The sequence below is a fragment of the Ruegeria sp. AO1 genome, from assembly GCF_056535985.1.
Genome location: NZ_JBQFJC010000002.1, coordinates 704,373 through 718,593 on the forward strand (window position 1 = coordinate 704,373; position 14,221 = coordinate 718,593).

Annotated in this window: 7 protein-coding genes; 4 read left to right on the top strand and 3 right to left on the bottom strand. The window is 52.1% G+C overall.

Annotation, left to right across the window (positions count from 1 at the left end; translation table 11 throughout):
* Positions 1-2: 2 nt before the first annotated feature.
* Positions 3-968 carry an NAD-dependent epimerase/dehydratase family protein gene (locus tag ACR3FB_RS21315; RefSeq protein WP_480565208.1) on the bottom strand — a complete coding sequence of 322 codons (966 nt, stop codon included), beginning with the start codon at positions 966-968 and terminating at the stop codon, positions 3-5.
* A gap of 853 nt (positions 969-1,821) precedes the next feature.
* Between ACR3FB_RS21315 and ACR3FB_RS21320 the strand changes: the two genes are divergently transcribed.
* Genes ACR3FB_RS21320 through ACR3FB_RS21330 form a run of 3 tightly spaced genes read left to right on the top strand, consistent with a single transcriptional unit; the run spans position 1,822 to position 5,123 of the window.
* Complete coding sequence (locus tag ACR3FB_RS21320) at positions 1,822-2,718, top strand: ExeA family protein (protein WP_425084676.1); 897 nt, start codon at positions 1,822-1,824, stop codon at positions 2,716-2,718.
* Positions 2,715-4,271, top strand: a complete 1,557-nt coding sequence (locus ACR3FB_RS21325) for a GumC family protein (RefSeq protein WP_425084675.1) — start codon at positions 2,715-2,717, stop codon at positions 4,269-4,271. Before ACR3FB_RS21320 ends, ACR3FB_RS21325 begins: the two co-directional genes overlap by 4 nt.
* Positions 4,272-4,286: 15 nt before the next feature.
* Entirely contained in the window at positions 4,287-5,123 is an 837-nt protein-coding gene (locus tag ACR3FB_RS21330; protein ID WP_425084674.1) for a CpsD/CapB family tyrosine-protein kinase, read from the top strand.
* 101 nt (positions 5,124-5,224) lie between these two features.
* Here the strand turns inward: ACR3FB_RS21330 and ACR3FB_RS21335 are convergent, their stop codons facing one another.
* Positions 5,225-6,010 carry a WecB/TagA/CpsF family glycosyltransferase gene (locus tag ACR3FB_RS21335; protein ID WP_480566884.1) on the bottom strand — a complete coding sequence of 262 codons (786 nt, stop codon included), beginning with the start codon at positions 6,008-6,010 and terminating at the stop codon, positions 5,225-5,227.
* Positions 6,011-6,756: 746 nt separating this feature from the next.
* Between ACR3FB_RS21335 and ACR3FB_RS21340 the strand changes: the two genes are divergently transcribed.
* Positions 6,757-12,519 (top strand): PA14 domain-containing protein, encoded by a 5,763-nt coding sequence (locus ACR3FB_RS21340; protein WP_480565216.1) that lies wholly within the window; start codon positions 6,757-6,759, stop codon positions 12,517-12,519.
* A 487-nt stretch (positions 12,520-13,006) separates the two neighbouring features.
* Here ACR3FB_RS21340 and ACR3FB_RS21345 read toward each other — a convergent pair whose 3' ends face one another.
* Positions 13,007-14,206: a hypothetical protein gene (locus ACR3FB_RS21345; protein ID WP_480566886.1), complete on the bottom strand. Its 1,200-nt coding sequence runs from the start codon at positions 14,204-14,206 to the stop codon at positions 13,007-13,009.
* Positions 14,207-14,221: the final 15 nt, after the last annotated feature.

Below are 14,221 nucleotides of genomic sequence, written 5' to 3' on the forward strand. Positions count from 1 at the left end.
ACCTAGACTTCTACAGTGGCATTGAAAAACGCGGTTAGGGCGGCCATGACATCATCTGCACTGCGATTGTAGTGGCCGTTTTGGCCAAAAAGCTCTGCGTGTTGGGTACGCATATCCTCTTTGTGAATCTTTCCGGCGGTTTCAGGCATCTCGTTCTGCAGAAGAGAGCGATAAACATCGGACGCTTTGATTGGTTCTGGTGCAAGATGTAAAACGTCCAGCCCGGCATCCAATGCGAGATCAATGTCTCCTTTCAAAAGATCCATTTCATAGAATTGATAGGTTGTCTCGCGATTGTGGAACATTACCGCGTTAATTCCGAGATTATCTGCCTCGGCAGTCAGCGCTGCTCGTGCGGGCAGTTTTGCCAGCGCAGCGCGATCGATCACATACATGCCGAGCGCGTCACTGATCGAGTAAATACTGTCCAAGGCCGGAACCAACGAAGCTGGAAGTTGGTTTGCAAGCTTATCATAACCGGTGGTATTCAGCATTGTTGGCATGGGGTTTATCAAATCGAAGATGAAGTTTTTCATCAAACCGGGCCCGAACAGCGCGGGTAGGCGAACGATCAAACACCTAAGGAAATGAGCCTGACAGGCTTCTTCCAGCCTTCTCCGATTGACGCCATAAGCAACGGTTTCCTGAAAACTCGAAGCGGCCTCGGTATACCCTCCATCGAAGCGGTCAAGTACGGCGATGGTCGAAATCAATACAAATCTGCTCGCTTGCATTCGCGAAAGCGAGGCGATCAGAGCGTCGATGCGTTCAGCGTCGCGATCCGGATACTTATTGGCTTCAAACATCGAGCCGGGTGCTGCAGCACAGTAGAGCGTATCAAATCGCTGCTCTTCGGCGTGCTTCACGGTGCGCGAGTTAAATCCGCTTGCATCAGGGAGCGCCCGCGCGAGGGTCGACCCAACAAACCCGGAGTACCCCAAAATACCGATATCTGATCGTGGCGCCATGGTCAGATATTCTCCAATCGGCTTCTTACTCGTTATTAATAACGCGGGCGAGCCGCGGAGTCACAAATATATCAGCACCCAGCAGTCTAAAGCCGGCCTGCTGGCAGGCCGGCGGGTACTGCACACGGCGCCCTTTAATCAGTTGAGCAACCTAATAGTTGGGTTACGCTCCGGTTCGGCTTCTGTCAAAGAGAAACAGTCCAGCATGCAGGATTGTCTAACGGGCCGGTCCCGGAGTTTGCGCATCTTGCTAAGTACAAGCAAATCTCAGTGATTATTTGCGCTGTATGTAATCTGATCTGCACTATGTGCATCTTTGATAATCACTGCCTAATGGGTTGATTGTTTCCATTTCGCATTTTCCAATTGTAGAGTTGCTAGGTTTTTCTACATGCCTTCTGTAGTTGGCGAGGCGTCTGTTTCGGCTGCATCATTGTCGTAATCTTGCCTCTTTGGCGCGTGATAATCGTGGTCAAAACACTGCTGAAACTTTCGCGCTTTGGAGGCAGTTCCAAAACACATCCAAGTCTCAATGAGAATGAAAACAATGGGTTGAGCGTTCACCTTGCTGAAGCTCAGCTTGCGACATGCTGAGAAGCTTAGATATATTGGCTAGCTTTCTGGAGAACCGGGTTTCAGACAGGACATACCCCATAGCAGGTTCAAGATAATTGATTGCGTTGCTCCGGAAGCATCTTAAATTGTGGCCTAGGTCACATGCGGTTGCTACGAAATGCCCTAAACGTGAACAAGGTAGTTTGGTATACTGCGATGACAAGACTGAAATCCCTTGTCAGGATTAGGATACCAGAGTGTCCGAAGATGGCATTGCGATTAATATGAGTATGAGGATTTGAATATTCATTCCAACGATACACCAGGCGGCAGCGAAAGCTCGCTTGATATCTACACCGCTCATTTCGGGTTAAACGAGCGACCGTTCTCGTTGCTGCCGGACCCGGACTTCATTTTCTGGTCGCAAGCGCATCTGCAGGCCTACACGATGCTCGAATATGGTATCCTGACACGCGCTCCGATAACACTGATTACGGGTGACGTTGGAGCCGGCAAGACAACATTGTTGTACCATCTCCTGAAAAGTGTGGGCAGTGACGTAAAGATTGGTCTGATCTCAAATGCGCATGGAGACCGTGGCGAATTGTTGCGCTGGGTATTGATGGCGCTTGATCAACCGGCCCCTCCGGAAGCCACGTATGTTGATCTGTTTGCCATGTTCCAGTCTCATCTAATCGAGGAATACGCTAAAGGTCACCGTGTGATCCTTATTTTCGATGAGGCACAGAACTTAACGCCAGAATCGCTGGAAGAGCTCCGGATGTTCACCAACATCAATGCGAACAAAGACGAACTACTGCAATTGGTGTTGGTTGGTCAGCCCGAATTGCAGGAAATCGTCCGCCGCCCCGAGTTGCGTCAGTTTGCGCAGCGCGTTGCCTCCAGTTTTCATTTGAAGGCGATGGATAGGAAAACGGTGCGAAAATATGTGGCACATAGGCTTAGTGTTGCTGGGGCCGAGCGCAACTTTTTCAGCCCCGCCGCGACGGACCTGATTTACGAGGCGACACATGGAGTGCCGCGTCTGGTCAATCAGCTTTGCGACTTGTCGATGGTGTATGCCTCTACCCGCGGACGCCAGCGCGTCGTGCGGAAAACGGTCGAAATGGTTCTTGAAGATGGCGCCTTTTTTGCCGCGAGCTTGCATTCAGATAGCGGTGGTTCAAGTTCATGATCAGGGACATCCAATTCTACCTTTCTTTGGTTTGGCGCAGGCTCTATTTCATCGTTCCCATTATTGCGTTTTGTACGCTTGGTGCGGTCTACGCAGCGTTTACGCTGCCACCCGTGTACAAAGCGCAGTCCCGACTGGTTGTAGAATCTGCTCAAATTCCGGGTGATCTTGCATCGACCACCGTACAGGCGAGTGTTGTGGAAATTCTCCAAGTCATCCAGCAGCGGGTTTTGGCGCGATCCAATTTGCTAGACTTGTCGAGCCGGTTTGCGCTGCATGATGACCAGCCTGAACTGACTCCAGATGAGATAGTCTGGGATATGCAAGAGCGAATTGAGCTTGAAATACCCTATAATACTCTAAACCAGGCGGCGTTTGTGACAGTGTCTTTTGCATCGGCCGATGCTGAAGTTTCAGCTATGGTTACCAATGAATTGGTCGCGCAGATACTAAGGGAAAACGTTGCGATGCGCACAGGTGTCGCGGCGCAGACACTGGAATTCTTTGTTCAGGAAGTTGCTCGACTGGATGGTGAGATGGCAGAGCAGGGTCGCAAGATCCTTGAATTCAAGGAAGCCCATCAAGACGCATTGCCAGAAAGTCTGAACTACAGCCGTGAGCGTCAGTCTTCGTTGCAGGAACGGATGCTTCAGCTGGATCGCGAATTGTCAGGTCTGCGCGACCGCCGTGCTCGGCTTGTTGAGGTCTACGAACGGACTGGGCGTTCAGATTTGGCCGGAGAGAGCCTGACACCGGAACAGCGCCGCCTAAGGCAATTACAGGACGAACGTGCTTCGGCTCTGGTTATCTATTCATCGGATCATCCGCGCATTCGGTCATTGGATGGTCAGATAGCGGCATTGGAAGCAGCCAATATCCAGTTGGGTCTTGGCACCGAGACAGCGCCCAACTTCACACCCTTTGATCTGCAGGTCTCGGACATTGATGGGCAGATCGATTTTATCGAGACTCAAAAGGCCGATGTCGATGCAGAGTTGGAGGCACTGGCGCGTTCCATCGAGGCGACTCCAACTAATGCAATTGCTCTGGGTACTCTCGAACGGGATTATGACAATCTGCGTTTGCAATACACTCAGGCGACTGCCAGCCTTGCCGAAGCCCGTACAGGCGATCAAATCGAAACCCAGTCTCGTGGTCAGCGCATCACTGTAGCAGAGAATGCCGTGGTGCCGACAATTCCCGCAGAACCCAGCCGAAAAAAGATCGTAGCGATGGGTATTGCAGCTGGATTCGCGATCGCGGGAGGATTGTTTGTTTTGCTGGAGATTCTCAATTCAACCTTGCGCAGACCGGCGGATATCTCTTCTCGTTTTGATGTGCCTGTGTTTGGGACTGTGCCGTATTTATGGACTAAACGAGAGATTGCTGTTCGGCGAGCCATGATTGTAGCTGGTCTGAGCCTCCCAATTGTTGGAGTGGTTGCAGCTTTGTACTTAGTTCACCTATATTATCTACCACTTGATCTTGTTCTCGAGAAAGTAGCCGAAAAGCTAGGCGCGACGGATTTGCTTGATCGGTTGAAACTGGGATAACGGGATCCAAAGGTTATGGAACGTATTCAGTCTGCCATTCAAAAAGCCCGAGAAGCGCGGCGTGTGTCGGCTTCCGACGAAATCGCTCCGAAGCCTGCAGGCGCTACCGTGGAAGCTCTGCAGCCCGAGAATCCGGCTGTCCCGCTCGTTGATAAGCTGTGGGCGGACTTGCCTGAGTACGATCTGAAGCCCAGCCAATTGAAGCGGGCCCGAATCTCTGGTTACGAGGCGTCCGCAGATTCTGCGTCATTTGATGTTTTGCGCACACGTATGATGCATCAGATGGCTAGTAATAATTGGCGTCGAGTTGCGATCACTTCACCAGGGTCCGCCTGCGGAAAGACTACTTTGAGTCTAAATCTGGCGTTCAGTATCGCCCGCCAGAGAAATATCCGGTCGATGCTGGTCGATTTGGACCTGCGACGTCCATCAGCTCACAAACTTCTGGGTACAAGCAAATGCAATTTTGCCAACGCTTTGGAAGGCCAAAGCCAGCCCGAGGACCACATGGTCTGTTACGATCGGAAGCTGGCTTTTGCTTTGAACAGCGATTCGGTAGCGAACTCTGCCGAACTGCTGCAGGACAAAGACGTTGCTCACGTTATTGATCGGATTGAAGAGCGGTATCAGCCAGATATCATGATTTTTGACACTTCCCCTATGCTCGCTTGCGACGACACATATGCATTTCTCGATCAGATTGATTGCGTTTTGTTAGTGGCCGCGGCCGAAGATACTTCGGCTGATGAACTGGAGAAGTGCAAGGACGAGATCGCTGGGCGCTGCAATCTGCTGGGTGTGGTCCTAAACAAATGCCGTTACCTCGAGAAATTGGATAAATACGGTTACTGACTGCTGTTCCCGGATCCGGCACCTGATGAATACACAGATCAGGAATTGCGCAAGCGCCGAAAATTCAGTCAATGCCTTAGAAACGCCGTTTCATACGGTGATCAACGTGCCAAGCGTACGCGCAAAGCCTGGAAGAATAGTTTGGGCAAAATCGCGAGACACCGAGCATATCTGCCCGCAAGTCGCCTCGGGTTGTTGGCCATGCGCCAAACCCATTCCAGCGACAGCTTTCGTACCCAGGACGGCGCGCGGGTTTGACTGCCTGCTATGAAATCCAGGCCTGCCCCAATTGAGACGAATCCGCAGGACGGCACAATTTGAGCACCCCGTGCCGCCAGAATTTCCTGTTTCGGCGCGCCTAGCGCTAGGAAACAAAGGCGTGCTCCAGATGATTGGATGGTCTCAAAGTAGGTGGCAACCTCAGGCCCATTGGTATCCAACCCATAGGGCGGCGCGATTTTAGCAACAACGGAAAGCCCTGGATTGTCGTTCTCCAGCTGATCCGCCGCCCGGTCCAATGTGTACTGTGTTGCCCCTAAAAGCGCGACAGGTACGCCATGTTGCGCAGCCAACTTTGCCAGCGGCGCGATTAGGTCTGAGCCGGGGATCAATTCGATTGGGCGCCCCGCAAGCCGCGAAAGATACACAATTGGGTTTCCGTCAGCTACCACGTGGCTGTGCGAAATATAGGCCGAACGAAAATCGGGCATCTCACGCATTTTAACGATGTGGTCCAGGTTTAAGGTCGCCAGAGTAAAGCCCTGCCCCCGATTCCAGCAGTCACTCACGCTCGCAAAAAGCGCTGCCTTCGTGGGCTGGCTGATCAGCGACAGAAACTCGGGCCCTTGTGCCAATTGATGCGAAGCGATTTCAGTCTCGGAATTCACAAAAACTATTCCACTACTTAATAACCAATACCCTTTGATGGCTCAGCGAAGCGGAATTGTCTATCGCTAGCTGCGTCCTTGCGAGAACAACAAAAAAGACGAACATCACAGCAGTGCGCTTGCATGCCTTTGCTCTTACCCTTGTTCCAGTCCCGGGTTTAGATCGAAAACAGTCGGAAATTGTTCCAAATCAGCAGTCTTCTCGCTTACCGGGTGCTTCAGTTTCGAGCGTATACGAAATTTCGTTAAAAAACCGATGAAATTTGGAGCGAATTGAGGTCGTGATTGGGGCGAAAATGCAAAAAAACCATGATTTCACTTAGAAACTCGGCGGAAATCTGGACACGCTCGGCAATGTCTCGCTTGCTTGAATAGCTCTGAGTATTTCCGGGTTGTGGGCAATTTGAGGTCTGGGTATGCCATTGTTCAGGGATGGTGAACTAGTTTTTTCGTTACTTCAAATGTTACTCGATTCTCGCGGCTTACGGGTCGTGGAAACGCTTGGAATGGACAAAATGAAAAGGCGGCTGGGATGGCACCTAAACTGAAGTACTTAGCCTCGGATAATAATTCGACGGCAAACTTTGAGACACCCGGTTTACAAAATGGACACAGTTTCGCCGCAGATATGATCTTGTGCCAGCTTCCTGCCGCACTTTCGCCCTTCTGGACCTGTACCTCCTGACCGACCACCACATTGATTGGAGCCTCACCAGGGTTTCGTCAAATGCACCAAGGATAACGTAATGAGCAGCATCGACACTCGGATTTTCGGCATTCCGACCGAAGGCTTGGGCTTTATCGCAGAGTACTACACGTTACCCCAATGGGTTTCCAGTATTTCGGAGGTAAACTTCGATCTAACACCTGACGCGGTTGAGGTGGTTTCGGAGCTGGATATTGAACGCTCAACTGAAGCGTTCTGGGATGGCGGTCCCCAAGATTCGTTTGCAGCAAGGTATTCGGGCTCCCTGAACGTAAGTCAGGCTGGCGTCTACACCTTCTACCTTACGTCTGATGACGGTTCGGCATTGTACATTGATGGACAGCTTGTCATCGACAACGATGGAAACCATGGTGACAGGCTGATTCAGACCGACATTATGCTCGACGCTGGGTCCCATGATATCGAGATCCGCTATTTCGAAAGCGGCGGTTTACAAACGCTCAAGTTGGAATGGGAGGGTTTTGATACCGGGGGCGAAAGGCAGCTGATCAGTTCTAACGTCGTGGACTACTCTATTTCTGATGCCGCAGAAACAGCCACGGAAGGCTTTGACGAAGCTTCTTCTGATGCAGATGTTGCGCCGCAGGCGACAGAGAGTCTGGGACTTGTTGCCAAGTTTTTCGAACTCCAAGGCGGTACTTCGCGTCTGGAGCAGATCGACTTTAACGCTGATCCGGTTTCGGAGATGATCCTGTCCGAAGTCGCATTCGAACGGGGTCGGGATGCATGGTGGGACGGTGGTGCGCGGAATAGATTTGCCGCCGAGATCACGGGCCAATTGAATGTCGAGACAGCTGGGGAATACACAATTTACCTGACATCCGATGACGGCTCCGCGCTGTTTATCGACGGTGAACAAGTGATCGACAACGATGGCTTGCATGGCGACGTCATGATCCCGGTGACACTGTTTTTAACTGCAGGTTCGCATGATCTTGAGCTTCAGTATTTCGAGAACAAGGGTCGACAGACCTTGGTCTTGGAATGGAGCGGACCGGATACTCAGGGTGGTAGAACTCTGATAGCGGGAGAAAGCCTGAGTCATTCGCTGCCAGGCAGCGTTACCGATGATGACGGCACGGATGGATCGGATACGACCGGCGACACTGTTGATCAGGGAGATCAGAGCGGGACCGATGATGGTGACATGGTCCACGACGGCGGAGATCATGGTACGGATGGATCGGATACCACCGACGGCGCTGTTGATCAGGTAGATCAGGGCGGGACCGATGATGGCGATGCGGGCCAGGACGGTGGATATGATGGTACGGATGGTTCGGATACCACCGACGACGCTGTTGATCAGGTAGATCAGGGCGGGGCCGATTATGGCGATACCGGCCATGGTGATCATGTTGACACCGACGGTGGCGATACGGGCCAGGACGGTGGAAATGATGGCACGGATGGTTCCGATACCACCGACGACGCTGTTGATCAGGTAGATCAGGGCGGGACCGATGATGGCGATGCGGGCCAAGGTGATCAAGTTGACACCGACGCTGGCGATATGGGTCACGACGGCGGGCATGACAGCCCTGACGACCAAACATCACAAAACCGTGGTCTGGTTGCTCAGTATTTTGTTTTGCCGACAGCGGCTTGGAGCCTTGCTGAAATTGATTTTGACGCAACGCCCGATCTGACAAGCACCGTCTCAGAGTTGAATTTCGAGAACTCAAATAACCCGTTCTGGGAAAATGGCGCACAGGATGAATTCGCGGCCCGTTACAGAGGTACACTCAATGTTGAAACGGCCGGTTCATACACGATTTACCTGACATCCGATGACGGGTCCGCAGTCTACCTAAATGGTGAGCGCATCATCGACAATGATGGCCCTCATGGAGCTGTGACCATTCCGGTCGTGGTCGATTTGGAAGCTGGTGAGCACGACCTCGAAGTCCGCTATTTTGAGATTTGGGGCGACCAGGTTCTGAGGCTGGAGTGGAGTGGTCCTGACACGAACGGTGTAACCGAAGTCATTTCCGGCGATAGCCTTGGTCATTCGTTGCCGGACGGCGATACCGTACATGATGGTCATGACGGTACGGATGGATCCGATACCACCGACGACGCTGTTGATCAGGTAGATCAGGGCGGGACCGACGATGGCGACATGGTCCACGACGGCGGAAATGATGGTGCAGATGGATCGGATACCACCGGCGACGCTGTTGATCAGGTAGATCAGGGCGGGACCGATGATGGTGACGCAGGCCACGGTGATCATGTTGACACCGACGGTGGCGATATGGGTCACGACGGCGGGCATGACAGCCCTGACGACCAAACATCACAAAACCGTGGTCTGGTTGCTCAGTATTTTGTTTTGCCGACAGCGGCTTGGAGCCTTGCTGAAATTGATTTTGACGCAACGCCCGATCTGACAAGCACCGTCTCAGAGTTGAATTTCGAGAACTCAAATAACCCGTTCTGGGAAAATGGCGCACAGGATGAATTCGCGGCCCGTTACAGAGGTACACTCAATGTTGAAACGGCCGGTTCATACACGATTTACCTGACATCCGATGACGGGTCCGCAGTCTACCTAAATGGTGAGCGCATCATCGACAATGATGGCCCTCATGGAGCTGTGACCATTCCGGTCGTGGTCGATTTGGAAGCTGGTGAGCACGACCTCGAAGTCCGCTATTTTGAGATTTGGGGCGACCAGGTTCTGAGGCTGGAGTGGAGTGGTCCTGACACGAACGGTGTAACCGAAGTCATTTCCGGCGATAGCCTTGGTCATTCGTTGCCGGACGGCGATACCGTACATGATGGTCATGACGGTACGGATGGATCCGATACCACCGACGACGCTGTTGATCAGGTAGATCAGGGCGGGACCGATGATGGCGACATGGTCCACGACGGCGGAGATCATGGAACGGATGGATCGGATTCCACCGACGACGTGGTTGATAACGGTGATCAGGGCGGGGCCGACGGTGGCGACATGGTCCACGACGGCGGAGATCATGGAACGGATGGTTCGGATACCACCGATGACATGGTTGATCACGGCGATCATGGCGGGACCGATGATGGCGACATGGTCCACGACGGCGGAGATCATGGAACGGATGGTTCGGATACCACCGATGATGTGGTTGATCACGGCGATCATGGCGGGACTGATGATGGCCATACGGGCCACGATGATCATGCCGACAGCGACGAAGTGGATCATGGTGGTGAGAACCTTCCTGGCACGATCCCAGAGCCAACTGACCCTTCCGAACATGACGCGTTTGTTGCGGCGGTAATGGCCGAGCCCAATGCGCACGCGCATGGCGACAATATGACTATGTCCACGGAGCATGGTGCGCTGCTGGATCTTGTTGATCGCTCTGACGCCACTCATGTGGCCGTATCAGATGGCGATTGGTTTGACCCCAACACCTGGTATGAAGGGCGCATCCCGGACGAAGGTGCTAACGTCTTGATTCCGAAGAACATCGCAGTCACCTACAATGGTGTGAGCGATGCATCACTGTTCACAGTTCGTGTTGATGGTGAATTGTCCTTCGCGACCAACATTAACACGCGCATGGTCGTTGACACGATGGTTGTCGACACATCCGGCCGACTTGAAATTGGAACAGAAGACAATCCGATTGCAGCCAATGTGAATGCCGAAATTGTCATTGCCAACAACGGTGACATTGACGTCAGTTGGGATCCGACCCTGCTGTCGCGCGGTGTGATCTCGCATGGTCAAGTCGAAATTCACGGAGCAGAAAAGCAAGCGTTCTTGACCGTGTCGGAAGCCCCGATGCGTGGTGAGAACACTCTGTCGCTTTCCGAAATCCCCGATGGATGGCAAGTCGGTGACAATCTGGTTCTGACAGGAACGCACCAAACTGGTCATACTGGTACAGCTCTTGGCTACATCGAAAGCCAAGACGAAGAGATCACGATCACCGCTATCAACGGCAATCAGATCACCTTTGAACCTCCACTGGAGCATGATCACGATACACCGCGTGACGATTTGTTTGCTTACGTCGCGAACATGTCCAGAAACATTACGTTCTCGAGTGAGGATGGGGATGCCACCCAGACTCATCACCGTGGGCACGTAATGTTCATGCACAATGATGACGTCGACGTCCGCTACGCAGCATTCGAAGACCTGGGACGGACCGACAAATCTACACCCGCCGCACTTAGCACTGCTGACTTGGCGGTTGTGGAACCGGACAGTAACATCCAAGGTCGCTATTCATTCCATTTCCACTTGACGGGCACTTCTGATCAGGACAACCCGGCGATTGCTGTTGGAAATACCGTTGATGGCTCGCCTGGCTGGGGATTTGTCCACCATTCCAGCAATGCTAACTTCGCAGAGAATGTCGCCTTTGATGTTTTCGGGGCTGCATTTGTAGCTGAAGCCGGTGACGAGACAGGCTCCTGGTTCAGAAACATGGCGATCAATGCCCAAGGTACGAACTGGGGCGATTGGGAAGTCAAGGACGGAGCACGTGTCTCGAGTCAAGATATCGGACATACTGGCGACGGGTTCTTCTTCGCTGGTCGTTTGGTTGAGGCAGCGGAAAACGTCGCAGCGAATACCAACAATGGTTTCGTCTGGATGATGCGCAACAACAAAGCCGATCCTTCAGTCGATAACTTGGATCACCCTGAGATAGGGTATGGCCGGGATACCATTCTGAACAACCTGGCGCCGATTCAAGGGTTTCGCGACAACGAGGCTTTTGGCACCAACACAGGGATCATAGTCATCAAGGATTTCCCTTGGCAGACGCAGCACGATCTTCGCACTGTTTTTGACGGTTTTCTGAACTGGGAAACTTCCACCGGCGCTAACCTGAGTTACACCTCGCACTATACGTTCATTGACTTCGATCTCATCAACGCGAGAGAGCGCCTGGGCGACGTCAATAATTACGGGATAGACTTCGGAACAAACATCTACGACATGGTTCTAAATGGGCTGCGTGTGGAAGGTTTTGATGCGGCCGTTGACTTCCGCTCGGATTTCACAGCTTCGTTCCCGGATAGCGATGTCGCAAATATCCTGATTGATTTTGAATCGATCAATAACGGCACAGATATCCTTGGCTACAACCCCGCTGCTCACCAGATACTGACGTCGGATGATTTGACTCCTGGCAGGCTGGAATTTGTCCATGACGGTGGTCTTAGCATCGCGCTAGGTGAAAACTTCAGCTTTGATGGTGTCAGAACCGACTCGATTGGGACCCGAGACCGGGCGTTTGAGCAAGAGCCGCTTCAGATCGAGTTTTATGAGCACATCATCTATCTGATCTCCGAAAACGGATACTACCGGACAGAAGACGGGCGGAATGTGCTTTTGATCGACGACTTTATCACAGATAGAGCAACCGGCGAAGTTATGAAGATCACCCATGTTGTCACGCTTGAAATGACGGACGGTGAACTAGCCAACAACTGGATGATTAACAACTACGCGAACGGTGCCCGGTTTAACGGCATGCTTGATCTGGGAGGTTCGGCTCCGGATGCAGTGGACGACAATTTCTCCACTGGAATGAACCAGGGTGTTCTTGTTGACGTGCTTGCCAATGATTCAGATGCAGAAAGTGCTGAACTCAATGTAAGTGGTTTCACCGACCCCGAGAATGGCGATGTATATGTTCAAGAAGATGGGCAGCTGCTGTACCAGCCAAACATCAACTTCGAGGGCACCGACACATTTGAGTACTGGGTAGCGGACTCGTCTGGTCAACTGTCTGAGGCGACTGTCGTGGTTGAGGTGTGGGACCTATGATCTGAGTTTCGCACGTAATCTGCGGATGTCTTAAGAGGCCGTACTGCCTACAAAAGCCATGCTTGGCCGAGTTGTCCTGCTTGCCATCGTGCAAAAGGGTATCTCAGGCGCGTGGCTTTTGGTTATGCTGGCCGGACTCATTGCCGGTTTGTTTCCAGGTTGGGTAGCGTCGAAAACTTTAGTGCTACCCACGTGATCAATGGGCCGTCGACCTGGCGCGATCTACCATTTGTTTGGTCGTTGCTTCGTTGTCTGCCGATGATCTATTCGCAGAAAGTTCCCCGCTCCGTCGTTTGAAATCTCAAGTTTAAGCGTAACGGAGGCGTGTCTGGCTGGATCGCTTAGTTGCTGGTGGGTCTTGGTTCAGTACATCGTTTCATTGTCGCGACTAAGGCAGCCAGGGTCGTACTAAGGCCTATTCGCGCCGAAACGAAGGAGGTATGGGCTACACCCTGATTGGAAGCCGCTTCTGTCCGTCGCTCGTGGCCTACGTGGCCGGTAGAGCAACATGGTCGAGACCGAGGAGAATGAATGTGCTTTTGAGTGTTTTCCAGGCAATACCGCCCCAAATTACGTCCACGAAGTGTGAAAATCCCCAAACTACATTGAAAACCAAGAGTACCGAAAACATCCGAATTGGCATTTCTTGAGCATTTGCTCGTTTTTGTACACCAAAGCTGATCGCAATTAGCAAAGTGAAAACAACAGCGGTTGTATGCCAGCTGACCCATCGGCCCCAATCTAAGGCAACAACGTAAAGCGGGAGAAAAAGGAATGCCGACGCAATGTAGGCACGCACAAAAATGCGCCCGCCTATTAGGTAGGATCCGATGACCAAAATCGAGACTGCAGTCAACGCATACAAAAGCGCGAACGAAAAGATCTTCGATGAAAACAAAACCCAAAAGGTTGCCGTCATGTATTCGCTCAGGGGAATCTCAAGCGCCTTGATTGCGCCTTCACACATTTCCGCCGAAACACCCGCGTTCAGTATGGGCTGACATACGGCCATATAGTCAGTCAACTCTCCAAATGCGAACGCAATTAGCACGGCGATCAGGCAAGCACTGCCGATAATTCCTAGCAAGGCGACGAAGTCCAACCGCGAGATCACCAGTCTAGATCGAGCCAGCCAAAAGCAGAACGCAAAGAAGGGCGCAAAGAAAAGGTTTCCCTCGTGGCTAATAGTTGCGAACCCGAAGACGACAGCCGAAAAATAGATCAAAAACTTGTTCGGAGTACGTTGACTGGCGGCAAACAGCATCAATGCAAAGGCAAAAAAGGAAATCAATTCCTTCCGCAAACCACCTTGACTGTCCAGTGCCCAAAAACCGATAAAAAAGCCCGGGGACAGGATCAAAAGCCAAAGGGTTGAAGGACTGCATTTTCGCTTAAGCGCAACAGTAATTAGTCCCACGGTTGCAAGCAGCAAGCCGACCTGCACAACGACAACCAATAGCAGGACATCAATCGACAAACCCTGTGCTACCTTAAGCAGCATCGAGCCCATCATCCCCCGGCGGATAGTGATTTCTGTACTGTTGATAAGCCAATCACCCTGTTTCCAGGAATTGCCGCCAAGCAGAAAGTCCTGATAGGCAGTCCAGGCGATGAAGAGTGTGAATCCCCAAATCAAAAGCATCGGAATGGAGTAAATATATCTCTGCAAAGTAATGGCCTGTATCAAAGGTTAGCTACGCCT